This window comes from Corynebacterium amycolatum, from assembly GCF_016889425.1.
Lineage (GTDB): Bacteria > Actinomycetota > Actinomycetes > Mycobacteriales > Mycobacteriaceae > Corynebacterium > Corynebacterium amycolatum.
Genome location: NZ_CP069513.1, coordinates 1,887,432 through 1,912,452, shown reverse-complemented (window position 1 = coordinate 1,912,452; position 25,021 = coordinate 1,887,432). Strand labels below are relative to the sequence as shown.

Sequence of the window (25,021 nt, the reverse complement as noted above, 5' to 3'; positions counted from 1 at the left end):
CACCGCAGGGGTGGGGAAATAATCTAGAAGAAAGTTGTACTGCTCGTGGCCTCTAATCTTCGGCTGTTTTCCAGTGAATCTGTTACCGAGGGGCACCCAGATAAGATTTGCGACTCGATTTCGGACTCCATCCTTGACGCTATGCTCGCGCAGGATTCTGCATCGATGGTCGCCGTCGAGACTGTGGTGACTACCGGTTTAGTCCATGTTGTTGGCGAGGTTCGCACGAAAAGCTACGTCGACATCCCCGGTATTGTCCGGAGTCGATTGAAGGAGATCGGTTTCGATTCTTCTGAAAAGGGCTTTGACGGCAAAACCTGTGGTGTCTCCATTTCGATCGGTGAGCAGTCCTCAGACATCCACGACGGTGTGCACACTTCTCTGGAAGCACGCAGCTCTGGTGGAGAAGTCGAAGCAGAAGATCTCAAGGGCGCTGGCGACCAGGGGCTGATGTTTGGCTACGCTACCAACGAAACGCCGGAGTATATGCCGCTACCGATTGCACTGGCGCACCGCCTGGCTCGCCGCTTGACGCAGGTACGCAAGGAAGGGATCGTCCCATCGCTTCGACCGGATGGTAAGACTCAGGTCACCTTCGCTTACGACGAAGACAATAGCCCGGCGTACTTGGACACCGTTGTGGTGTCCACGCAGCACGACCCGGACGTCACCCAGGAGTGGATCACCGAGCAGATTAAGACTCACGTCGTCGATTGGGTGCTCGACGACGCTAACCTGCGCGAGCGTTTTGTTACCGATGAATTGAAGCTGCTGGTTAACCCTTCTGGCCAGTTTATTATCGGTGGCCCGATGGGCGATGCCGGCCTGACCGGTCGCAAGATTATCGTCGACACTTACGGCGGTATGGCTCGTCACGGTGGCGGCGCGTTCTCGGGCAAGGACCCGTCAAAGGTGGACCGCTCCGGCGCTTATGCCACCCGTTGGGTTGCGAAGAATGCCGTGGCCGCGGGTCTGGCTGACCGCCTCGAGATTCAGGTCGCCTACGCTATCGGTCGCGCTCGCCCAGTGGGCCTCTACGTCGACTCTTTCGGCACTGGTCACGTTTCAGACGACGCCATCCGCGAGGCTATCAACAAGGTCTTCGACCTTCGTCCGGCCGCTATTATTCGTGACCTGGACCTGCTGCGCCCGATTTATGCACAGACCTCCACCTACGGTCACTTCGGCCGAACTGACTTGGACCTGCCGTGGGAGCAGCTCAACCGCGTTGAAGAGCTCCGCGCAGCCGCTGGCCTGGGATAAACACCACCCGCCAGCATTACCCTGGGGTAGGGCAGTAGAGTAAGACTCTATGACCGACGCCCCCTTCGCACCCGCCGCCGCAGCTGAGAAGCTGCCAGTCGCGCGGGTGCTTCCGCTTTTGGGGCTGCCGCAGTTAGATCGCCCCTTCGACTACCTGGTTCCGCGCGCGCTAGCGGAGGAAGCGGTCGTCGGTTGCCGCGTGCGGATTCGCTTCCACGGCCAGTTGGTCAATGCGCTGGTGCTGGAGCGCTGTACCACGCCCACTCACGACGGCAAACTGTCCTATCTCAAGGATGTCATCAGCTCTGAGGTTGTCTATCCGCCTCAGCTTCGACGGTTGGTGGATTCTCTGGCGGAGTATTACGGCGCAACGCGCTCAAACATCATTCGCTCCGCCATCCCAACCCGTCATGCACGGGCCGAACGTGCTCGCAAGGAGAACATGCCCCCGACGTGGGAGGAGTTGGGAAAGCTTGCCACCGAAGATCCGGACCTTTCCGCTTGGGGCAACTATGTCTTCGGCGAATCCTTTGTCGATTCCGTCCGCAAGGGTGCCCCGGCACGCGCAGCGTGGCAGCCAGTTCCAGGCGAACAGGTGGCAACCATGCTCGCCGCACTCAGCGTTTCGGTCGCGCGCGATGGTGGCGGTGTTCTCATCATTGTGCCGGACGCACGCACACAGGCGCGCTTTGAGAGCGCTTTTCGCGAGCTTATTTCTGCCCGTCAGCTCACTCTTCTCGGGGCTGGCCTCGGTCCCGAGTCCCGCTATCGCCGCTACCTGGATATCCTGCACGGCCAGGGGCGCATAGTCGTCGGCACGCGTTCGGCAGCATACGCGCCAGTGAAGAATCTGCGTTTAGCAGTGATTGTCGATGATGGCGATGACAACCTCGTGGATCCCCGCGCACCCTACGTGCACTCTCGCGAGGTGTTGGTGACGCGTAGTGCGCAGGAAGGATGCGCTCTCATCTTTGCGTCGTATAGCCGTACAGCCGAGGTGCAGCTGCTCGTCTCCTCAGGTTGGGCGCACAATCTGGTCGCGGGAACTGACACCCTGGCTGAGTCCATGCCGGAGATGATTGCCTCGACGGACACTTCCGAAGACCCGGATGACGTCAGTAGGGGACGCCTTCCTGCCATCGCTTTTCGACGGGCAAAGGCCGCGCTGCGCGAAGAGCTTCCGATCCTGGTCCAGGTACCTCGCAAGGGATATGTGCCGACACTGTCGTGCCGCTCCTGTGGCGCGCCTGCGCGCTGTCGCTGGTGTAATGGTCCACTGGGAATTCCACCGTCCGATAGCCCGGACGACCCGGCACCACCGACGTGTCGGTGGTGTGGTCGTATTGACATTCACCACCGTTGCCATAGCTGCGGTTCCACCAAGATTCGGCCGGTCGTGGTCGGCAGTGAACGTACGGCAGAGGAGTTTGGCCGTATTTTCAGTCCATTCCCGGTCATCGCTTCCTCTGGAGAACGCATTGTTGACGACATTCCCGAAGGCCCGAGGGTCGTGGTGGCCACGCCGGGAGCCGAGCCTTATTCGCCGGAGGGCTACGGTGCAGTGATGCTGCTGGACACTTGGGCGATGCTTGGCCGGCAGGACTTGCGCGCTCATGAAGAGGCCTATGCGCATTGGTCTCGGGCTGTCACGCTTGCCCGTCCGCGGGAGCAAGGCGGGGCGGTGGTTATCGATGCGGATGCTGCAGTCCCGACTGTGGCCGATCTTCTGGCATGGGACGCGGTAGGCGCTGCGAACAGGGAATTGGCCGACCGCACAGCTGCCGCTCTGCCTCCGGCCTTTCACGTGGCAGCGGTGGATGGGACTGAAGAGGGCCTGCGTAACTTCATGGAGTCCCTGGAAGTCCCATCGGGTGCGGAAATTCTGGGGCCGGTAGACCTTCTCCGCAACGCCAGGCCACCAGCGGGCGTGGAGCCGGGTGCACCTATTCAGCGGATGTTGATTCGCTGTGACCGTCGTCAAGCACGGGTAGTGGGAGCGGCGTTGAAGGCAGCACAGGTCGTTCGCGCGACTAGGAAGGACCCGACGCCGGTGCGCGTTGTCGTCGATCCGATTAATTTCGGCTAGCTGCTAAAATGAGCGCGTTATTGCTTGATTCACACCAGTTTTCTTGGAGGCTCTAAGTTCATGGCAGTTCGTGAGGTACGTCTTTTCGGCGATCCGGTGTTGCTGTCCAAGGCGGAAACCGTCACTGATTTCGACGCGACGCTGTCGCACCTGATTGATGACATGTTCGACACCATGGACGAGCAACAGGGTGTCGGGCTCGCAGCAAACCAGGTTGGCGTGCTGCAGCGCGTCTTCGTCTACGACTGCAATGGCACCCGCGGGCACATCGTCAATCCGGAATGGGAAGCCATCGGCGATGAGACTGTCCACGAAATCGAAGGATGCCTGTCTATCCCGGGGATTAATGGACCCGTGACTCGGCACGCACGTGTGCGCGTTACTGGCCAGGATCGCCACGGCACACCGGTGAGCTTCGAAGCTGACGATCTGCTGGCTCGCTGCGTGCAGCATGAAAGCGACCACCTGGACGGTGTGCTGTTTTTGAAGCGTCTCGAGGGCGACGAGCGCAAGACCGCGATGCGCTCTCTGCGTGAGCAGGAATGGTTCCTCAACCGCGGTTAACTCACCTGCGCCTAGCCCCCCCCCGGGCGTGGCGCCCCGAGTTTCATCACTAGATTAACTAGAACAACTAGGTCCACCAGGAAGGAATCCACTTACTGTGCGCCTGATTTTTGCCGGAACCCCGGAACCCGCTGTCGTTGCACTGAAGAAGTTACTCGAAGACTCCCACCATGAGATCGTTGCTGTTCTCACTCGCCCCGATGCCCGCCGTGGCCGCGGTAAGTCGCTTTCGCCCTCGCCGGTGAAGGCTCTGGCCTTGGAACACGACATTCCCGTTCTCACCCCGACTACCCTGCGCGATGCGGAAATCCAACAGCAGATCCGCGAACTAAACGCCGACTGCATCCCGGTCGTCGCCTACGGCAATCTCGTGCCGGAGGAGTTGCTCGATGTACCGATGCACGGCTGGGTAAATCTGCATTTCTCACTGCTTCCTGCTTGGCGAGGTGCCGCGCCGGTGCAGGCAGCTATCGCCGCTGGCGACGAAGTCACGGGTGCCAGTACCTTCCGGATTGAAAAGGGCCTGGATACCGGACCAGTTTTCGGTACCGTCACCGAAGCGATTCGCTCGACCGATAATGCCGACGACCTTTTGACCCGCCTCGCATTCTCCGGCGCGGATCTTCTAACCGCCACCATGGACGGCATCGAAGCAGGTGCGTTGCGTCCGACTGCTCAGCCGGAACAGGACGTCAGCTACGCCGCTAAGTTCGGGCCGGAGGATGCCCGAATCGTTTGGACTCAGCCGCGACATCTTCTCGACCGCCGCGCTCGCGCGTTCACGCCTGCTCCAGGTGCGTGGACGACCCTCGACGGCTCACGTTTGAAGGTCGGAGAGCTCACCCCGCTTTCCGACGAGGACAGCGCTGCGGTCGACGAGGTGCGAAAGGCAGCTGCTCCAGAGGTGGCAGCCGCCACACCAGGTGAGTTGGTAGTGGAGAAACACCGGGTATCCGTGCGTTGTGCCGATGGCTATGTGCAGCTGGTGAAGGTGCAGCCACAGGGTAAGAAGATGATGGATGCGTCCGACTGGGCGCGAGGTAGCCAACCCGGCGGAAAGGTCTGCGAGTAAATGGGCAACGACAAACCCCGCCACACCGGTGGCGGACGGCAGCGCAGCAACTGCGGCGGACAGAACCGCGATGACCGCAACCGTAACCGTGACACCCGAGGAGGGGATAATCGCGGTGGCATTGACCAGCCACGCAAGGTCGCGCTGAAGGTACTAGCTGACGTTCGCGAGAAGGATGCTTACGCAAACCTGCTGCTGCCCAAGTTGCTGAAGACACACAAGCTCAAGGGGCGGGATGCTGCTTTTGCAACGGAGCTGACGTACGGCACACTGCGGGCGGAAGGCCTGTTGGACGCCGTGATTGAGGCATCGTCGTCACGCCCGTTAAGCGATATTGCTGGACCGGTGATGGACGTGCTACGCCTGGGCACGTACCAGCTGCTGCGTACGCGCGTCGACGCCTACGCAGCGGTCGATACCTCGGTGCGGGCAGTGGCGAAGGTGGCGGGACCTGGCGCGCGCGGCTTTGTCAATGCCATTTTGAGGAAGGTCTCCTCGAAGACCGAAAGCGAATGGGTGGCTGAGATTGCGCCGGATCCCGCGACCGATCCGATTGGCTACGTGGCAATGAAGCATGCCCACCCGCGCTGGATTGCTATGGAGTTTGCCCGCGCACTCGGTGCACAAGCCGGTGAGCTGCAGCAGGCACTCGCTGCCGACGATGCCCGCCCGCTGGTGCACTTGGTCGCTCGTCCGGGCGAGATTACTGCTGAAGAATTGGCACTGATCACTGGCGGTGAAGAGGGACAGTGGTCGCCGTACTGCGTGCGCTTGGACTCCGGTGCCCCAGGAGAGTTGGAGCCGGTCCGACAGGGTTTGGCTGCGGTGCAGGACGAGGGTTCTCAGCTCATTGCGCGTGCCGTCACCATGGCACCCGTTGCCGGTGAAGACAGCGGCCGCTGGTTAGATCTGTGTTCCGGCCCCGGTGGTAAGTCAGCTTTCATCGGCGGCATTGCAGCTATTGAGGGCGCGAAGCTCGATGCTGTTGAGGTATCGGCGACTCGCGCAGAACTGGTGAAGAAGGCTACTACCGGGCTACCAGTGACTGTAACGGTTGCGGATGGTCGTGATACCGGGCTCGAGACAGGCTTTGACCGCATCTTGGTAGACGCGCCGTGCTCTGGCTTGGGCTCGCTCCGCCGTCGCCCGGAAGCGCGCTGGCGGAAGTCGCCGTCCGATCTGAACTCGTTGACTACGCTGCAGTTTGAACTGCTCAGCGAAGCTGTGCGTCTTGCACGGCCGGGTGGCATCATCGTCTATTCCACGTGTTCGCCGCATCTGCGGGAAACCAGGGGCATTGTCGACAGGGCAGTGACGGAATTACCGGCGACTGAGCTGAGTGCACACGAGTTGGTAGCGCCGATGACTGATGTCGGACCGTATCCATCTGTGCAGATGTGGCCACACCGCCACGGGACCGATGCGATGTTCTTCTCAGTTTTGCGCAAGAACGACTAGGCTCAGAGGTTATGAGCGCACCAATTATTGCCCCGTCCATTCTCGCTGCTGACTTCGCTCGCCTCGACCGCGAGGTTGAGGCTGTAGCCAATGCAGATTGGCTACATATCGACGTCATGGATGGCCATTTCGTTCCCAACCTGTCCTTCGGCGCTCCGGTGCTGGAGGCCGTAGCTGCGGTGACGGACAAGTACTTGGATGTCCATCTCATGATTGAAAACCCGGAGAAGTGGGTCGACACCTACATTAAGGCGGGGGCGAGCTCCGTTATCTTCCATGTGGAAGCCGCCGACGACGCCATCGCACTGGCACGCCACATTCGTTCCCAGGGCGTGAAGGCCGGGTTCTCACTGCGCCCGGGTACCCCAATTGAGCCGTGGCTGGATCACCTCGCCGAATTCGACGAGGTGCTGGTCATGAGTGTCGAGCCCGGTTTCGGGGGCCAGTCCTTTATGCCGGATCAGCTGGCCAAGGTCGAGAAGCTACGTGAACGCATTGATGCCGAAGGTCTGGATACTCTGATCGAGATTGACGGTGGTATCTCCGCCAAGACCATCGAATCCGCTGCCGCCGCTGGTTGCGACGCCTTTGTCGCAGGGTCGGCCGTTTTCGGCGCTGATGATCGTGCGGCGGCTGTCGATGAGCTGCGCGCATTGGCCACCGCTGCTGCAACTAAGTAGACGGCGGTGAGAAACGGTGGCACAGTTTCCGGATCTCGTCTCCGCACAGCCGCTGACTGACGAGCAAGCGATGGCATTGGCCATAGAAGCCGGCCAGCGAGTTCGAGGCACCACTTATCCCAATCCACCGATTGGTTGCGTCATCCTCGATACCGCAGGGATCGCGGTAGGTGTGGCCGGAACTGAGCCTGTAGGCGGGCGACACGCAGAGCCACAGGCATTGGAGATGGCGGGGCCACGAGCTCAGGGCGGCACTGCAGTGGTCACACTCGAGCCGTGCAATCATATCGGCCGTACACCACCGTGCACCGAGGCACTTGCGGCAGCCGGTGTTTCCCGCGTCATATTTGCAGTCGCCGATCCGAATCCCGTGGCCGCTGGCGGCAGCGAGTGGTTGCGTTATAAAGACATCGAGGTCGTTGAAGAATTCCAGCGTAACCGAGTAGCCGCTGGCTACCTACGTCCATGGTTACATTGGCAGCGCACTCGGCGCCCACACATCACGCTGAAGACTGCGGGCACGCTGGATGGTTTCGCTGCCGCTACCGACCGCACCTCGCAGTGGATCACAGGGGAGCAGGCGCGGGCACGGGTACATATCGATCGTGCACGTCGGCAAGCGATTGTCGTCGGAACGGGAACAGTGCTCGCCGACAATCCGCGATTGACCGCGCGCACACCAGACGGCGAGGAGCTGTCAACACAACCTCTGCGCATCGCGATTGGCACTTCGGAGGTCGCCGCCGATGCGAATATCCGTGGCGATAACTTCCGCCACATTCGCACTCACGATGTGGAAGTGGCGCTGGAGACAATGGCGGATATGGGGCTTATTGACGTGCTGGTAGAAGGCGGTCCACGGCTCGCCAGCGCTTTCTTAGAAGCCGATGCTGTCGACGCGATTGAGTCCTATATTGCCCCGGCCTTTCTCGGCGCTGGTCTGCCAGTGACATCGGCCAACCACGAGACCACCATCACTGACATCTCCCGTTTCCGTACCGTCGCGGTAGAGACTCTGGGGGATGACATTTTGATCACGGCACTCCGCAGTGGCAAAGATCGCGGGTAGACCGGCTAGAGTTAATTTTGGAAAAAATCTTTCAATTTATAACAAACGGTAAAGGATTTTCCTGACCACTATGTTTACGGGAATTGTTGAGGAACTCGGCGAAATTCGCGAAATCCACCGCGAAGCCGATTCCATTACGCTGACCATTCGCGCGACCACCGTGCTTGACGACGTGCACCACGGTGACTCCATTGCTGTCAATGGCGTTTGTTTGACCGTCGTGGAGTTTGACAATGACTTCTTTACCGCTGATCTCATGCAAGAGACTCTGGATAGGTCGAGTCTCGGCCAGGTTGAGGTCGGTTCCAAGGTCAACCTCGAACGTGCAACCGCAGTAGGGCAACGCCTCGGCGGCCATATCGTGCAGGGACATATCGATGGCACCGGCGAGGTTATTTCGCGCACGCCAGGGGAACGCTGGGAAGTAGTGCGGATTTCTCTGCCGAAGCAGCTCTCCAAGTATGTCGTGGAAAAGGGCTCAATTGCCGTGGATGGCACCTCGTTGACTGTCTCTGCAGTAGGCGAGAGGTTCTTTGAGGTCAGCCTGATACCGACGACGCTGACGGACTCCGTTATTGGTTCAACCGCAGTAGGCACCAAGGTCAATTTGGAAGTCGATGTGCTAGCCAAGTACGTCGAGAAAATGTTGGAAAGATAAGCTACAAGACTGTGATTAAGTTCGATTCTGTTGAACGGGCCATTGCGGACATCGCAGCCGGTAAGGCCGTGGTCGTCGTCGACGATGAAGATCGTGAGAACGAGGGCGACATCATCTTCGCCGCAGAGAAGGTAACGCCTGAACTTGTTGCCTTTATGGTTCGCTATTCCTCTGGTTACATCTGTGCACCGCTGACCGCCGAGGACTGCGAGCGTCTGAATCTGCCACCGATGGTGTCGGAGAATGAGGATGCCCGCGGTACCGCATACACAGTGACCGTGGATGCCAACACCGGTACGACCGGTATTTCCGCCACAGATCGTGCGAACACCATTCGTACTCTGGCTGACCCCACGTCCAGCCCGCACGATTTCACCCGACCGGGACACGTGGTTCCGTTGCGAGCTCGCGATGGTGGCGTCCTCATCCGTGCCGGCCACACCGAGGCTGCGGTCGATCTCGCCCGCCTGGCAGGGCTTCGTCCTGCCGGTGTGCTGTGTGAGGTTGTCTCCGAGGAAGACCCGACCAGCATGGCGCGCGCGGAGGAACTACGTCGCTTCTGCGACGACCACGATTTAGCGCTGATTTCCATCGAGCAGCTCATCGAATACCGTCGCCACAACGAACACTTGATTGAGCGCGTTGTCGAAACCAAGCTGCCGACCGACTACGGCGAGTTCCGTGCCATTGGTTACCGCAGCCTTATCGACGGTGTCGAGCATGTCGCTCTCGTTGTGGGGGATGTGTCTTCCAACAATGGCCAGGATGTCCTCGTGCGTGTGCACTCCGAATGCCTCACCGGCGACGCATTGGGATCTCGCCGCTGCGACTGCGGGCAACAGCTGCACAACTCCATGCGCATGGTCCACGAGGCAGGGCGCGGCGTCATTCTCTACATGCGCGGTCACGAAGGCCGAGGCATTGGTCTGATGCCGAAGCTGCAGGCCTACCACCTGCAAGATGAAGGCGCTGACACCGTTGATGCCAATCTCGCACTCGGTTTGCCGTCGGACGCCCGCGAGTACGGCACTGGTGCACAGATTCTGCAGGATCTTGGGGTCACCTCTATGGCGCTGCTGACGAACAATCCGACCAAGCGCGCCGGCCTAGGTGGTTATGGACTGGAGATGAGCCGCCGGGTACCGGTGCCAGTTGAGGTCAACGAGGATAACTTGAAATACTTGTTGACAAAGCGCGAACGCATGGGCCATGAACTTCCTTGGTTGGATGAGTACATGGAGACCCGCGGCATTTCGACAGAAGGAGCACAGTAGATGAGCGGCGCAGGTCTTCCTGAAATTACCGTTCCCGATTCCACTGGTGTGACCGTCGGTCTGGTCACCTCTCACTGGAACGAGGAGATTACTGGGCAGCTTCGTCGTGAAGCGCTGGCACAGGCTGAGGAGGCCGGCGCTGTAGTCACGGATGTGACTGTCGTCGGTGCTCTGGAGATTCCGGTTGTGGTACAGCAGCTCGCGCGAACTCACGACGCCGTGGTGGCGCTGGGATGCGTTATCCGCGGTGGTACGCCGCACTTCGACTATGTCTGCGACTCGGTGACTGAGGGGCTGACGCGGATTGCACTGGACTGTGAGACGCCTGTTGGCAATGGTGTATTGACCTGCAACACTGAGCAGCAGGCAATTGATCGTGCCGGCGGTGAGGGAGCTGTGGAGAATAAAGGTCGCGAGGCCATGGCCGCAGCGCTGCATACCGTCGCCGTGTTGAAGTCTCTTCGTGAAGGTGGAGCTGAGTAAGAATGGGTAACTCCGAACGCCACAGCAATTCGACTGCCGTCGACACCGGTAGTGAAGACAAATGGCTATTGGAAATCACCTCGCAAAAGCTGCGTCTGTGGGCGATTATCGCTGCAGTTGTAGTCTTCGCTATCCATATCTTCATGGGCATCGTGGTGGACTTTGGTAACACCGGCGCTTCGGTGACGACTATTGACCAGCTGGCTTTCCCAATGATTGGTTTGATCATCGCCGGGGTAATCCTGCTGCTGACTCGGGCTCGCGTTCGCGTAAATGCCACGGGCGTGGAAGTCCGCAATCTGCTCAATGCGAAGTTCTACCCGTGGGTCGATGTCTACGGCCTGAGTTTTCCAAAGAAGTCCCGCTGGGCTCGCTTGGAGCTGCCAGACTTTGAGTTTGTGCCGATGCTCGCGCTCCAGTCAGCCGACGGCAGCCGCGTCGTGGAAGACATCCGCCGGTTCCGTGAACTTGAAGACAAGTTCATGCCGGAGGATTAACCCAAGGACATGTTTTAAGGACACCGTAAGTGACTGACCCTTCTCAGTACCGTCCCGCCCCCGGCACCATTCCCACGGAGCCGGGGGTGTACCGTTTTCTCGATTCAACCGGACGCGTTCTCTACGTCGGCAAGGCGAAGAATCTCCGTGCGCGTCTGTCTAACTACTTCCAGGACTTAACTCGGCTGCATCCCCGCACCCGCCAGATGGTGCAGTCCGCTTCGAAGGTGACGTGGACTGTTGTCCACAATGAGGTCGAAGCGCTGCAGTTGGAGTACACCTGGATCAAGCGCTTTAATCCGCGGTTCAACGTGATGTACCGCGACGATAAGTCGTATCCGATGTTGGCCGTCAGCGTCGGCGAGCTGTACCCGCGGCTGTTTCTCTACCGAGGACCGCGCCGGAATGGCGTGCGTTATTTCGGCCCCTATTCACACGCGTGGGCCATCCGAGAAACCCTCGACTTGCTTACACGAGTTTTCCCGGCCCGCACTTGTTCCAGGGGAGTCTTCAACCGGCAGCAGGCCCTGGGACGGCCCTGTTTGCTCGGCTATATCGACAAATGCTCGGCGCCTTGTGTCGGCCGTGTCAGTGCCGAAGAACACCGCGAAATTGTCCGTGGTTTTACCAGCTTCATGTCCGGGAATACGGGTCCGGTCACCAGGCGCTTGAAGAAGGAAATGGAGGAAGCTGCCGCCGAGTTAGACTTTGAGCGCGCCGCGAGCCTGCGCGACAACCTCGCTGCCATCGACAAGGTCATGGAGCGGCAGTCAGTCGTGCTTTCCGACGCCGCCGATGCCGATTTTATTGCGCTAGCAACCGACGAACTGGAAGCGGCCGTGCAGATTTTCCACGTTCGAGCAGGACGTATTTACGGTCAGCGCGGCTGGGTAGTGGAGAAGTCCGGCGAATACGCGACTACAGAGTTTCGAGAGGGAGAGACAGACCCCAGCTTGGGTGGGCTGCTAACGCAGTTCCTGACACAGTTCTATGGCGATGCCGCCAAGCACGCGGATGTCGACGGCGATGAATCGACCACTGCTGCCCAAGTTGTGCCACGCGAAATTCTCGTCCAGGCCACGCCCGACGATCTTGACGAGGTTGCTGCATTTTTGGCCGATATTCGTGGCACCAATGTGGACATTCGGGTCCCGCAGCGCGGTGACAAGCGGACACTCATGGAGACCGTGCAGAAAAATGCAGCTGAAGCGCTACGCCAGCACAAACTAAAGCGAAGTGGAGATCTAACTACTCGATCGCAGGCTCTCTCCGAACTTCAGGACGCGCTGTTTATGGATGAAGCGCCGCTGCGTATCGAATGCACTGACATCTCGCATATTCAAGGCACCGATGTGGTGGCCTCGTTGGTGGTCTTCGAGGACGGATTGCCGAAGAAGTCCGACTATCGCCGCTACCGTATCAAGGATGCAGCGGGTGACGGTCGCTCCGACGACGTCGGCTCCATTGCTGAGGTGGTGCGCCGTCGTTTTCTGCGCCATAACGAGGACAAGCTCGCCATGCCCGATGATGCCAGCGAAATGTTCGTCGAAGAGACGACTGATGCCGTCGATGAGCAGTCGAGGAGTAGCCGCAAATTTGCCTACCCGCCACAGTTGTTCATTGTCGACGGTGGTGCACCGCAGGTCGCAGCCGCTCAGGCAGTCCTCGATGAACTCGAGGTCACCGATGTGACGCTCGTGGGTATTGCCAAGCGCTTAGAAGAGCTGTGGATTCCCGACGATGATGAGCCACTCATTCTGCCGCGCAATTCGGAAGCGATGTACCTTATCCAGCGAATTCGTGATGAGGCGCACCGCTTTGCCATTACTTATCACCGTCAGCAGCGCTCTAAGCGCATGCGCTCTTCGGTACTCGATGGCATTAAAGGGCTGGGGCCAGCACGCCGCAGTGAGTTGGTCAAACACTTTGGCTCCGTTGCGGCGCTGAAAAAGGCCAGCGTCGGGCAGATAGAAGAGGTAGCTGGTTTCGGGCCGACGCTCGCGAAAACTGTCTACGATTACCTCCACCCAGACGAAAAATCCTCAGAACCAAACTCGGATGTCGGTACCGGAGAATAGGCGTAGAAGTAGGTAAACAAGTGGCTAAAACCGCACTTGAAACAGTGCTAGCGGGTTTACTTCCGCTAGTAAAACCGAGAGCGGTTGGCCGAAATTGTATTAGAGTATTGGCATGATTACTTCGGGTTATTCCCCTCAGGCTGAAAAGTCACTTGTGCTGATTACCGGCATGTCCGGTTCCGGACGCAATACGGCCGCCAGCGTCTTGGAGGAGATGGGCTGGTATGTCGCAGACAACCTGCCCCCGGAGTTGATTATGCGCATGGTCGAGTTGTCGTTTGAGGCGGACTCTCCAGTAGAGCGCCTCGCTATCGTCACCGACGTTCGCTCGCGCGCATTCGCGGGCAGTTTGGGGGAGGTGCTCGACGGACTCCGCAATGAGGGGCGCCAGCCCTATGTCATCTTCTTCGATGCTAACGACGACACCCTCATCGCCCGCTACGACTCAGTCCGCCGCACACATCCGCTGCAGGAAAATGGCACGCTTTCACAGGGTATTGCAGCTGAACGTCAGATGCTGCTGCCCATAAAGGGCATGTCGGATTTGGTAGTGGATACCTCTGACATGAGCGTGCACGATTTGCGCCGTGAGTTAGAGCATCAGCTGTCGGATACCGCTAGCAAGATTCAACAGATTACCATCGAGTCCTTCGGGTTTAAGCACGGTGCACCGCGCGATGCCGACATGCTTTTCGACGTCCGTTTTCTCCCCAACCCCTATTGGGTACCTGAGCTGCGTGCGGGCCGTGGTACCAACAAAGCAGTGGCCGACTACGTACTGTCCCAACCGGAGTCTCAGGGGTTCTTGGACAACGTCACAAACTTGATTGAATTGGTTTTGCCCGGTTACCGGCGTGAGGGCAAGGGTTTTATGACTATCGCTGTGGGATGCACCGGAGGCCACCACCGAAGTGTGGCCATGTCGGAGGCGCTGGCTAAGAAGCTCGAGGGAGTTTCCGGGATCAACGTCAACGTCGTCCACCGCGATATTGACCGCAATTAGCGGTTTCCGTGGAGGTGTAGAAATTGACATCAATTACCAGTCTGGGCGGCGGTCATGGTCTATTTGCCACGCTGAGAGCTGACCGTCAAGTTGCGGACCATGTCACAGCGGTGGTCACAGTTGCCGACGATGGAGGATCCTCCGGTCGCCTTCGTCGTGAGCTGGGGCAGATTCCCCCTGGAGACCTTCGCATGGCGCTCGCCGCGCTTTCCGCAGATACGGAAAAAGGAGATCTGTGGGAAAAGACACTGCAGCACCGCTTTGGCGGAACTGGCGCACTCGCAGGGCATGCGATTGGGAATCTGATCATTGCTGGCCTCACCAGTGTGATGGGAAATGAAGTCGACGCGCTTGACGAAATTGGCCGGTTGTTGCAAATCCAAGGTCGCGTCGTGCCCATGTCGCCAATCCCGTTAGAGATTGAGGCCGAAGTCGTTGGCCTGGAGCAGGATGCTCGCGTCGTGCGCCAAGTCCGTGGCCAGGTCGCAGTGGCCACCACGCCTGGCCAGGTGCGTCGAATCCGGCTGATTCCTGAGGCGCCGCCGGCATCCGAGGAGGCCATTGAAGCTATCCTCAATGCTGATTTGGTGACGCTGGGTCCGGGTTCGTGGTTCACTTCGGTTCTGCCACATCTTCAGGTGCCCGGGTTGCGGGACGCTCTGCAAGAAACCAATGCCACAACCGTCGTGGTGCTTAATCTGGTCGCCGAGCCGGGGGAGACCGCCGGTTTTTCTTCCGAACGGCACATCCATATGCTCACGCAGCATGCACCTAACTTGAAGCTCAATTACGTGCTTGTCGACGACAACACGCCGCTCGCGGATACCGAACGGGAATACCTGCAGCGAGCGGCGGACAGCCTAGATGCGAAAGTGGTCTTCGCCGATGTGCAAGAAGTGGACGACTACGGAGCTCTGACGGGTCGGCATTCGCCGGAGAAGCTAGCTACTGCACTTCGTCAGTTCCTCTAAAGCGTCCGGCCAATCGAGGGTATTTCTGCATTCTCCTGCGGGGATGCAGCAGGCGATCAGCTAATTGCCACTCGATTGGTTCAGGATACTATCCTTGAGGTTTATTGCTAGAGCTCAAATGGGGTTAATTAAACTTAAATTAGCCAGGCCCAAACCCAGCTCGTACACATGAAATGAGGATCGACAGCATCGTGGCATTGACGGCGAAGGTCAAAGACGAACTAGCCCGCGTGTCAGTTTCGCAGGAAAGCGCTCAGGCAGCGGAGATTGCGACCCTGTTCCGCTTCGCGGGAGGACTCCACCTGGTGGCAGGTTCGATTGTGCTGGAGGCTGAGTTGGATTCCGGCGCTGTCGCACGCCGCCTGCGCTCCATGCTGGCCGAACTCTACGATGTCAAAGCCAGCCTCAATGTCTTGTCTCCCGGTGGGTTGCGAAAGACCTCGAAGTACATCGTGCGGGTAACCGATGGCGCGGAACTTGTCGTTAGGCAAACTGGCCTGATTGACTCTGCAGGACATCCCGTACGTGGGCTACCACGCAAGCTGATCATGGGGCAGAAGATTGATCAGGAAGCTGCATGGCGGGGTGCATTTTTGGCACATGGTTCACTGACTGAGCCTGGGCGTTCCTCAGCTTTGGAAGTCACTGCTCCTTCAGCTGAAGCGGCACTCGCATTGGTGGGATGTGCTCGTAGGCTCGGAATTACGGCTAAGAGCAAGGAAAATAAGTCCCGCAGTGGCGATCGAGTTATCATCCGGGAGGGCGATGCGATTGGTGCGCTCCTCACGCGAATGGGAGCCCAGACTACTCGCCTGCAATGGGAAGAACAGCGAATGCGTCGTGAAGTGCGAGCTACGGCCACCCGCTTGGCAAACTTCGACGATGCCAACCTGCGGCGCTCAGCTCGTGCGGCCGTTATTGCGGCAGCACGAGTAGAACGCGCTCTAGAGATTCTCGGCGACGATGTACCAGATCACTTGGTGTCTGCAGGACAGCTGCGCATCGAGCACAAGCAGGCATCATTAGAAGAACTTGGACAGCTAGCCAATCCGCCAATGACCAAAGACGCAGTCGCAGGACGCATCCGGCGTTTGCTCTCCATGGCGGACAAAAGAGCAAACGAACTCGGAATTCCCCCCACAACTGCAGTCGTTACAGACGAACTTTTTGACAAAGAAGTTGACGAGTAAAGCACCTGTTATGCCTAGTCAGGTGCGGAAATTTGGATGAATCTCCGTTTATTTGGGATTTTTGCGCCAAAGCATCGCTGCGCGAATGAAAAACCCAACGTACACTTCTGTAGTGAACCTGTTGGAGCGCAATCAGCGCCCTGACAAGTGGCATCGATTCGCCAATCCATTAAGGAGATTATTGTGACGGTTCGTGTAGGTATTAACGGTTTTGGTCGCATTGGCCGCAACTTCTTTCGCTCCCTGCTCGCTGCGGGCGCTGACCTGGAAGTCGTTGCTGTAAACGACCTCACTGATAACAAGACCCTGGCTCACCTGCTCAAGTACGACTCCATCATGGGCAAGCTTGACGCAGAGGTCACCTACGACGATGAGTCCCTCACCGTCAACGGCAAGCGCATCGCCGCATACGCTGAGCGCGACCCGAAGGACCTGCCGTGGGGCGAGCACAAGGTCGACATCGTCATTGAGTCCACCGGTTTCTTCACCGATGCCAACGCTGCCAAGGCTCACATCGAGGCTGGCGCCAAGAAGGTCATCATCTCCGCTCCGGCTAAGAACGAAGACGCAACCTTCGTTGTCGGCGTCAACCACACTGACTACGACCCGGAGAAGCACAACATCATTTCGAACGCTTCTTGCACCACCAACTGCCTGGCTCCGATGGCTAAGGTTCTGGACGACAAGTTCGGCATCGAGCGCGGTCTCATGACCACCATCCACGCATACACCGGTGACCAGCGCCTGCACGACGCTCCGCACAAGGACCTGCGTCGCGCTCGCGCTGCTGCTCTGAACATTGTTCCGACCTCCACCGGCGCTGCAAAGGCAGTTGCTCTGGTTCTGCCGCAGCTCAAGGGCCTGCTGGACGGCTACGCACTGCGTGTTCCGACCCCGACCGGCTCTGTCACCGACCTGACCTTCACTGCTAAGAACGAGGTCACCGTCGAGTCCGTCAACGCTGCCATCAAGGAAGCTGCTGAGGGCGAGCTCAAGGGTGTTCTGGGCTACAACGAGGATCCAATCGTTTCCAAGGACATCGAGGGCGACCCGCGTTCCTCGATCTTCGACGCACCGCTGACCAAGGTCATCGGCGATCAGGTCAAGGTTGTCTCCTGGTACGACAACGAGTGGGGCTACTCCAACCGCCTCGTCGACCTGGCTGTCTACGTCGGTGAGCGCCTCTAATAACACACCTGGTTAATCCCAGACCCCGAACGGGCCGGGGTGGTTGTGCCTGAGTAGGGCACGCCACCCACGGCCCGTTTTTTACACACTTTCACAAGGATTTCATTGAGATGACTGTTAAGACTGTCAAAGACCTGATCAACGAAGGTATTGAAGGCCGTTACGTCCTCGTCCGCTCCGACTTTAACGTTCCGCTGAAGGACGGCGTAATCACCGATCCGGGTCGAATCGATGCTTCGCTGCCCACTCTGTCCGCTCTTGTCGACGCCGGTGCCAAGGTCGTTGTTATGGCTCACCTGGGTCGCCCGAAGGGCGAGGTTAAGTCCGAGTTCTCCCTGGCCCCGGTCGCTGAGGCTCTCTCTGAGCGTCTGGAGCAGTACGTCGCGCTCGCCGGTGATGTCTCCGGTGAGGACGCGCACGAGCGCGCTAATGGTTTGACCGAGGGCGATGTACTTCTGTTGGAGAACGTCCGCTTCGATCCGCGCGAGACCTCCAAGGACGAGGCAGAGCGCGCCGAGTTCGCAGCCGAGCTGGCTGCACTTGTTCCGGACGGTGCATTTGTCTCTGACGGTTTCGGTGTTGTTCACCGCGCCCAGGCTTCCGTCTTCGATGTCGCGAAGAAGCTGCCGCACTACGCCGGCAACCTGGTTCAGGCTGAGCTTGAGGTTCTGCGCAAGGTTGCAGAGACCCCGGAAAAGCCGTACACCGTCGTGCTCGGCGGCTCCAAGGTTTCCGACAAACTGGGTGTTATTGAGGCTCTCGCGCCGAAGGTTGACTCCCTGGTCATCGGCGGCGGCATGTGCTTCACCTTCCTGGCTGCCAAGGGCTACGCCGTTGGCGCATCCCTGCTGCAGGAAGAGATGATTGACACCTGTAAGGATTTGCTGGACCGCTACGGCGACAAGATTGTTCTGCCAACCGACGTAGTCGTGGCCGACAAGTTCGCAGCAGACACTGAAAACAAGGTTGTAGACGCCACCGAGATTCCGGAAGGCTGGATGGGCCTGGACATCGGACCGGCTTCCGCTGAGGCATTCGGCAAGGTGCTGGCTGAGTCCAAGACTGTGTTCTGGAACGGCCCGATGGGCGTGTTCGAGATGGAGGCTTTCGCAGCTGGCACCCGCGAGGTTGCACAGGCCATCATCGATGCCACCACTAACAACGGTTGCTTCTCCGTCGTCGGTGGCGGCGACTCCGCAGCGGCAGTACGTACCCTGGGATTGAACGAGGAAGGTTTCAGCCACATCTCCACCGGTGGTGGCGCTTCGCTGGAGTTCCTCGAGGGTAAGACTCTGCCGGGCGTCTCCGTCCTGGAAGACTAAGATTTTCCCACCACTTGGTTTTCATCGCTTAAAAATCCACTAATTGATAGGGAAGTGAATTCCACCACTATGGCACGTACACCATTTATTGCTGGTAACTGGAAGATGAACCTGAACCATCTCGAGGCTATCGGTGTGGTGCAGAAACTCGCGTTCGCTCTGCCGAAGGAGTACTACGACAAGGTTGACGTCGCCGTCATCCCACCGTTTACCGACCTTCGTTCGGTCCAGACTTTGGTTGAGGGCGATAAGCTCGGCGTTACCTACGGTGCTCAGGATGTCTCAGTCCACGAGTCCGGCGCTTACACTGGCGAGATTTCCTCCTCGATGCTGGCAAAGCTCGGCTGTACCTGGGTCGTCGTCGGTCACTCCGAGCGTCGCGATATGCACGCAGAAGACGATGAGCTGGTCGCAAAGAAGGCTAAGGCAGCACTGCGCGAGGGTATGAACCCAATCGTCTGTGTCGGCGAGCCACTGGAGGTCCGTGAAGCCGAAGAGCACGTTGAGTACGTTGTCTCTCAGGTCAAGGGCTCCCTGGCTAACCTGACCAACGCTGAGCTGGCCAAGACCGTCATCGCTTACGAGCCGGTCTGGGCTATCGGCACCGGTAAGGTCGCATCGGCTGCAGACGCGCAGGAAGTCTGTGCAGCTATCCGTGAGACCATCGCTGAAATTGCGGATGAGACTATCGCCAAGGAAATGCGTATTCTCTACGGTGGCTCCGTCAAGGCCGAGAACGTCGCTGAGATCGTCGGCAAGCCCGACGTCGACGGTGGCCTCGTCGGTGGTGCTTCGCTCGACGGTGAGGCATTCGCCAAGCTCTGTGCACTTGCTGCAGATGCTGCTCAGAACGCCTAACTACATATAAAATCAGATCAACTGATAAGATAGGCGCCATGCGCGACCCCGGATTGGTTTTATTGATTCTCATAAAACCGATTCGGGGTTATTGCCTTTAGGCGGACTCAACCCAGACACACCGAATGGCAATAATTCAGCGCAATACATTTCCCGAGGCTTTCCACTTTGAATGCCCGGCAATTTTAAAAGGACGTGCTCAATGAACGAACAAGTACATCGTGACGCTGACCGAAACACTGCAAGCAATGAGCAATCCTCATCGACCGCTACCGCGAAGCAGCAGGACTTGCTCTGGGAGGATATTCGCCACCTGGGTCGAATTCTCGGACAGGTAATCCGCGAGCAAGAGGGTGACGAGGTCTTTAACCTGGTCGAAAATGCTCGCCGCGCAGCCTTCGAACTCCATCGTGGCGATGGCGATATCGAGAAACTCGCCGGCCTCTTCCGTGACATAGACCCGGCCGAGGCAAGCCCGGTCATCCGTGCTTTCACGCACTTCGCACTTTTGGCTAACCTCGCTGAGGATCTGCACGAAGAACTAGGCATCGAGGCCTCTCTCGATGCTGGCGATCCGCCGCAGGACTCCACGCTGGAGGCAACATGGCAGAAGCTTCGCGACGCCAAGGTTTCTGGCAGCGCTATTGCGGACATGATGGACCACATTGAGGTCGTCCCTGTTCTGACCGCACATCCAACGGAAACTCGTCGTCGTACAGTGTTCGATGTGCAGAAGCACATCACGGCCGCAATGCGGCGCCGCCACGAGATCCAGGCAGCCCCGCTGAATGCACGCACCGCGGACCGACTCGCTGAGATTGATGCCGATATCCGCCGCCGTATTCTGACGCTGTGGCAGACGGCTCTGATTCGCATGAACCGCCCGGATATTCGCGATGAGGTCGAGGTTGGTCTTCGCTACTACCAGCTTTCTCTGCTGGAAGCTGTGCCACAGATTAACCGGGACGTCGTCAAGCACTTGCGTCAGCTCGGCGGCGACAAGCTGCAGGCTAATCCAACGATTCGTATGGGCTCGTGGATTGGCGGTGATCACGATGGCAACCCATACGTGACGGAGGAGACGCTGCGCTACGCCTCCGATCGAGCAGCGGGCACCATCCTGCGTCACTATTTCTCGCAGCTGCACCTGCTGGAGCGCGAACTCAGTCTCAGCGACCGCCTGACTAAGGTCACCGTCGATCTGGTCGCCTTGGCCAGCCGGGGCCACAATGACGTACTAAACCGTGAAGATGAGCCGTACCGTCGTGCGGTTCACGGTATCCGCGGTCGCGTGGCGGCAACAGCGGTGAACTTCTTCGATGAGTCCATCATCGAGGGCGACTGGTCGGAGTTCACTCCGTATGACAGCGCCGAGGACTTGCTTGAAGAGCTCTCGATTATCGACGACTCACTGCGTTCCAGCCACGATGATCTCATCGCCGATCACCGTCTGCGCGATCTGATGGATGCAGTTGAGGTATTTGGTTTCCACCTGTACTCGATTGATATCCGTCAGAATTCGGACTCTCACGAGGAAATTCTCACCGAGCTATTTTCCGCTGCTGGTGTGGTGGACAATTACGCGGGATTGAAGGAAGCTGACAAGGTCGAGCTGCTGACCAAGGAACTGCAGTCCTCCCGTCCGCTGGTTTCGACTTCCGCAGATCTTTCTGAAGCCACGGCCCGCGAGCTGGGCATTATGCGTGCGGCATCTCGTGCGGTGCGCAAGTACGGTCGCGACGCGGTACCGCACTGCATCATTTCGATGTGTACATCGGTTTCCGACCTGCTGGAGCCGATGATTCTGCTTAAGGAGGTCGGTCTGATTCGTCCGAATGGATCCCAGCCGACCGGTTCTGTAGACGTCATCCCGCTGTTTGAAACCATCGAAGACCTGCAGGCTGGCGCCGACGTGCTGCGTGCTGCGTGGGACATTCCGGTCTACCGCGCATACGTCTCTGCGCGCGGAGATCTGCAGGAAGTCATGCTCGGCTACTCCGACTCGAACAAGGACGGCGGATACTTCGCTGCAAACTGGGCGCTTTACGACGCGGAGGTCGCCATCGTGGCAGCCGCGAAGGACAACGACATTCGCCTGCGTCTCTTCCACGGCCGCGGAGGTACTGTCGGCCGTGGTGGCGGACCGTCCTACGAGGCAATCTTGGCGCAGCCTTCCGGCGCAGTCCAGGGTTCGGTGCGTGTCACCGAGCAGGGCGAGATTATCTCTGCGAAGTACGGTCACCCTGCGGCGGCGCGCAGGAACCTCGCCGCGCTGGTTTCGGCAACTATCGAGTCGACTCTGCTCGATGTCGATGACCTGAAGAACCCAGCTCGCGCCCATGAGATCATGTCGGAGATTTCCGACCTGTCTCGTGAGGCCTACTCGAAGCTCATGCACGAGGACCCGGGCTTTATCGACTTCTTCACGTCGTCGACTCCGGTCGATGAGATTGGTAGCCTCAACATCGGTTCGCGTCCGACCTCACGCAAGCAGACTCAGACCATCTCTGATTTGCGCGCAATTCCATGGGTACTGTCCTGGTCGCAGCAGCGTTCTATGGTGCCGGGCTGGTTCGGTGTCGGCTCTGCACTGCAGGAGTGGATTGGTGAGGACGAGGACGGTTCCCGCCTAGCCGAACTCCGTCAGCTCAACGAGGACTGGCCGTTCTTCAACTCGGTGCTGTCGAACATGGCGCAGGTGATGTCCAAGGCTGACCTGAACCTGGCGCGCGCCTACGCTAGCCTGTGCGAAAATAAGGCCGACGGTGAGCGCATCTACAGCATCATCAAGGCTGAGTTCGACCTGACGCTGAAGATGTTCCTGAAGGTAACCGGGTACAAGGACCTTCTTGAAGACAATCCGCTGCTCAGGCGCTCGGTGGACATGCGCTTCCCATACCTCATGCCGCTGAACATCATCCAGCTGGAGATGCTGCGTCGCTACCGTGCTGGCGATAACCGCGACAAGGTGCGTCGGGGCATTCAGCTGACCATGAACGGTCTGGCAACTGCACTGCGCAACTCCGGTTAGAAAAGGCGGCTGGGGAATACCTAGCCAGCGGAGCAATTGCGCTAGTATAGTTGGAGTTCTTAAAGAAGCGACGTTTCAAAAGGAAGTGCGCGTGTACCTCGCCATTCAGATTGTCCTGGTCATCACATCCATCCTGATGACGCTGTTCATCCTGCTCCACAAGGGTAAGGGTGGCGGACTGTCCAGCCTCTTTGGTGGCGGTATGCAGTCGAATCTGTCCGGTTCGACTGTGGTGGAGAAGAACCTTGACCGCGTCACTATTGTGACCATGATTATCTGGTTGCTCTGCATTGTCCTGTTGCTGCTGTTCAATACCTTCGGCTGGTAGGTTCCGCACGCAGCACGCCCCACCGAAGGCCTTTAAGTAATAAAAATTCCCGTCGATAGCATTTCGCTTATCGACGGGAATTTGTTGTTTCTTGGCTGTTAACGGTGAAGCGGAAGCCTAAAGCTGTGCAGCCGCAGCATCGTCAACAAAGACAATGGTTTCCTGGACACCGCGAACTCCGGCCGCTGGCCACTGCGCTGGGTCGTCCTGCTGAGCGATAGCTGCAATTGCCTCGGCCTTTTCACCACCGGCTACCAGTAGCCACACACGCTGCGAACTGGCAATGGCCGGCATAGTCAGCGTGATGCGGGTCGGTGGTGGCTTCGGGCAGTTATGCACGTCCACGACCAAGCGTTCCTGCTCAGCGAGCGCTGCGGTATGCGGGAAGATCGAGTTGATGTGTCCCTCTCCGCCCATACCAAGAAGGTGCAGGTCAAAGCCGTTTGGAGCCTTCTGGCGAACGATAGCTTCGTAGCTTTCGGCGGCCTCCGTGGTGGTCACGCCGCTGTCGGCAGCAGCAAACTCGAAGATGTTGTCCTCCGGCACGCCGACAGGGGACAAGAGACGCTCACGAGCAGCCAGCGCATTGCGGTCTACCGAGTCGGCAGCGACAAAGCGTTCATCTCCGAAAAACACCAGGACTCGGTTCCAGTCGATGTCTCCAGAATCGTCGGCAAGCGCACTGAGCAAAGCGGTACCCGCGCCGCCACCAGTGAGAACGACGCGTACAAAACCGTCATCGGTGACCGGAGAGACGTTGCCATTCTGGACGGCGACAACCGCATCGATGAAGCTTTGACGTGCAGCCTCGACGATGCCGGCCTGGTCGGCGGCGCGGTGGAACTGAGGGGCGGGGACGGTATTCAAGACGTTATCGGTTGTCACTTGTCAGAGACTCCTGGTTCGTTCGCGAAGCTGGTGATCGTGGACGTTGGGGTCTGCATGCCTACGGTGTGAATCTGGCTGAGACCACGCAGGGCACGTCCGTAGGCAGTATCGTGGTCGAGGTGACGCAGCTCCTCTGCCAAGCACTCGGAGCGTGTAGGACGCGACAATGCGACCTTGAACGGGGGCTTTTCTCCGTTGGTGACCGATGCAGTGGTAGCGCTTTCAATATCGATGCGCAGGGTCTGGCCATTTTCACGCTCAAACGCGACCGAGGTCACCGGTGGCTTGGCGCGGCCCTTTTCGTCCACCGGAATCTTCTTCTCCCCGGTGGAGTAGCGGTTGACCGGCAGCCCCAGGCGATCTGCCAACCAGCCGGCGGCGACCTCCACCGATGGCGACTCCTGTGGACCGTAGATAGACACGGAGGTCACTGGCGAGTGCGGCGGCAAGTCGAAAGCCGAGGCCAACACACCGCGCCAGTTCGTCAGTCGCGACCAGCTCAGGTCGGAATCGCCAGGCGTGTAGCCCGTACGGCGCGTGTAGATAGCGTTACTATTCGGGTCACACAACGAATCGGTGATACGGCGCTGGGCAATCCTGCCGATTGGTGTCGCCGCTGGGACTTGAGGCGCCTCAGACGGCCACCACGCCACGACCGGCGTATCGGGCAGCAACAGGGGAGTCACCACAGAGCTGTGGTGCTGACCAATCTCACCGGACATGTGCATAACCACGATCTCAGCAGCACCGGCATCTCCACCGACGCGGAGTTCCGCGTCGAGGCGATTATCCAGGCGTGGATCATCGGAGACCAATACCAGCACACGGGATGGGTGCTCGCGGGAAACGGAGTTGACCGTGGAAATAATGTTTTCCAGGTCGTCTTCGCTTTTGGCCAAAACGATCAGGGTAAGGACACGGCCCGTGGTAACGATGCCGCCCTGCTCTCGAAGCTGCACCAACTGACGAGCAATGCTCGCGGTGTCAGTGTCTGGCAAATTGACAATCATGAAAGTGTTCTTTCTGTCAGAAAATTCTTAAGAACTGAGAGGTCGGCAAC

At 58.7% G+C, this 25,021-nt stretch carries 22 protein-coding genes; 20 read left to right on the top strand and 2 right to left on the bottom strand.

Annotated features, from left to right (window positions below; genetic code table 11):
* Positions 1-45: 45 nt before the first annotated feature.
* The 20 genes from metK (at position 46) to secG (ending at position 23,073) form a co-directional block, all read left to right on the top strand.
* A complete protein-coding gene (gene metK / locus I6J19_RS08345; RefSeq protein ID WP_038628923.1) occupies positions 46-1,263 on the top strand; it encodes a methionine adenosyltransferase in 1,218 nt (405 codons plus the stop codon).
* Between the two features lie 49 nt (positions 1,264-1,312).
* Positions 1,313-3,349 carry a primosomal protein N' gene (locus tag I6J19_RS08340; RefSeq protein ID WP_038628927.1) on the top strand — a complete coding sequence of 679 codons (2,037 nt, stop codon included), beginning with the start codon at positions 1,313-1,315 and terminating at the stop codon, positions 3,347-3,349.
* A 60-nt stretch (positions 3,350-3,409) separates the two neighbouring features.
* The gene (gene def, locus I6J19_RS08335) at positions 3,410-3,913 is read left to right on the top strand and encodes a peptide deformylase (RefSeq protein ID WP_038628930.1); all 504 of its coding nucleotides are present in this window, start codon (positions 3,410-3,412) and stop codon (positions 3,911-3,913) included.
* A gap of 97 nt (positions 3,914-4,010) precedes the next feature.
* Positions 4,011-4,985, top strand: a complete 975-nt coding sequence (gene fmt / locus I6J19_RS08330) for a methionyl-tRNA formyltransferase (RefSeq protein WP_038628934.1) — start codon at positions 4,011-4,013, stop codon at positions 4,983-4,985.
* A complete protein-coding gene (locus I6J19_RS08325; protein WP_038628936.1) occupies positions 4,986-6,443 on the top strand; it encodes an RsmB/NOP family class I SAM-dependent RNA methyltransferase in 1,458 nt (485 codons plus the stop codon).
* An 11-nt stretch (positions 6,444-6,454) separates the two neighbouring features.
* Positions 6,455-7,123, top strand: coding sequence for a ribulose-phosphate 3-epimerase (gene rpe, locus I6J19_RS08320; RefSeq protein WP_038628938.1), 669 nt, complete (start codon positions 6,455-6,457; stop codon positions 7,121-7,123).
* Positions 7,124-7,139: 16 nt separating this feature from the next.
* Complete coding sequence (gene ribD, locus I6J19_RS08315; protein ID WP_038628940.1) at positions 7,140-8,192, top strand: bifunctional diaminohydroxyphosphoribosylaminopyrimidine deaminase/5-amino-6-(5-phosphoribosylamino)uracil reductase RibD; 1,053 nt, start codon at positions 7,140-7,142, stop codon at positions 8,190-8,192.
* A 70-nt stretch (positions 8,193-8,262) separates the two neighbouring features.
* The gene (locus I6J19_RS08310) at positions 8,263-8,850 is read left to right on the top strand and encodes a riboflavin synthase (RefSeq protein ID WP_038628943.1); all 588 of its coding nucleotides are present in this window, start codon (positions 8,263-8,265) and stop codon (positions 8,848-8,850) included.
* A gap of 11 nt (positions 8,851-8,861) precedes the next feature.
* Complete coding sequence (locus I6J19_RS08305) at positions 8,862-10,124, top strand: bifunctional 3,4-dihydroxy-2-butanone-4-phosphate synthase/GTP cyclohydrolase II (RefSeq protein ID WP_187402584.1); 1,263 nt, start codon at positions 8,862-8,864, stop codon at positions 10,122-10,124.
* Positions 10,125-10,607 (top strand): 6,7-dimethyl-8-ribityllumazine synthase, encoded by a 483-nt coding sequence (gene ribH, locus I6J19_RS08300; RefSeq protein ID WP_038628949.1) that lies wholly within the window; start codon positions 10,125-10,127, stop codon positions 10,605-10,607.
* Positions 10,608-10,609: 2 nt separating this feature from the next.
* A complete protein-coding gene (locus tag I6J19_RS08295; protein WP_038628952.1) occupies positions 10,610-11,104 on the top strand; it encodes a PH domain-containing protein in 495 nt (164 codons plus the stop codon).
* A gap of 29 nt (positions 11,105-11,133) precedes the next feature.
* A complete protein-coding gene (uvrC, locus tag I6J19_RS08290; RefSeq protein WP_038628956.1) occupies positions 11,134-13,182 on the top strand; it encodes an excinuclease ABC subunit UvrC in 2,049 nt (682 codons plus the stop codon).
* Between the two features lie 112 nt (positions 13,183-13,294).
* Entirely contained in the window at positions 13,295-14,185 is an 891-nt protein-coding gene (gene rapZ, locus I6J19_RS08285) for an RNase adapter RapZ (RefSeq protein ID WP_005510809.1), read from the top strand.
* Between the two features lie 23 nt (positions 14,186-14,208).
* The gene (locus I6J19_RS08280; RefSeq protein WP_038628961.1) at positions 14,209-15,156 is read left to right on the top strand and encodes a gluconeogenesis factor YvcK family protein; all 948 of its coding nucleotides are present in this window, start codon (positions 14,209-14,211) and stop codon (positions 15,154-15,156) included.
* A 191-nt stretch (positions 15,157-15,347) separates the two neighbouring features.
* Positions 15,348-16,346, top strand: a complete 999-nt coding sequence (gene whiA / locus I6J19_RS08275) for a DNA-binding protein WhiA (protein WP_038629636.1) — start codon at positions 15,348-15,350, stop codon at positions 16,344-16,346.
* Between the two features lie 183 nt (positions 16,347-16,529).
* Complete coding sequence (gene gap, locus I6J19_RS08270; protein ID WP_049181090.1) at positions 16,530-17,534, top strand: type I glyceraldehyde-3-phosphate dehydrogenase; 1,005 nt, start codon at positions 16,530-16,532, stop codon at positions 17,532-17,534.
* 110 nt (positions 17,535-17,644) lie between these two features.
* Positions 17,645-18,856 carry a phosphoglycerate kinase gene (locus tag I6J19_RS08265; RefSeq protein WP_038628964.1) on the top strand — a complete coding sequence of 404 codons (1,212 nt, stop codon included), beginning with the start codon at positions 17,645-17,647 and terminating at the stop codon, positions 18,854-18,856.
* Positions 18,857-18,925: 69 nt separating this feature from the next.
* Complete coding sequence (tpiA, locus tag I6J19_RS08260; RefSeq protein ID WP_038628968.1) at positions 18,926-19,714, top strand: triose-phosphate isomerase; 789 nt, start codon at positions 18,926-18,928, stop codon at positions 19,712-19,714.
* A 202-nt stretch (positions 19,715-19,916) separates the two neighbouring features.
* Positions 19,917-22,745 carry a phosphoenolpyruvate carboxylase gene (ppc, locus tag I6J19_RS08255; protein WP_038628972.1) on the top strand — a complete coding sequence of 943 codons (2,829 nt, stop codon included), beginning with the start codon at positions 19,917-19,919 and terminating at the stop codon, positions 22,743-22,745.
* A gap of 91 nt (positions 22,746-22,836) precedes the next feature.
* Positions 22,837-23,073, top strand: coding sequence for a preprotein translocase subunit SecG (gene secG / locus I6J19_RS08250; protein ID WP_038628976.1), 237 nt, complete (start codon positions 22,837-22,839; stop codon positions 23,071-23,073).
* A gap of 117 nt (positions 23,074-23,190) precedes the next feature.
* On the opposite strand, the gene pgl is transcribed toward secG, so the two are convergent.
* Positions 23,191-23,958 (bottom strand): 6-phosphogluconolactonase, encoded by a 768-nt coding sequence (gene pgl, locus I6J19_RS08245; protein WP_038628977.1) that lies wholly within the window; start codon positions 23,956-23,958, stop codon positions 23,191-23,193.
* A complete protein-coding gene (locus I6J19_RS08240) occupies positions 23,955-24,971 on the bottom strand; it encodes a glucose-6-phosphate dehydrogenase assembly protein OpcA (RefSeq protein ID WP_038628980.1) in 1,017 nt (338 codons plus the stop codon). The genes pgl and I6J19_RS08240 overlap by 4 nt, the downstream gene beginning before the upstream one ends.
* Positions 24,972-25,021: the final 50 nt, after the last annotated feature.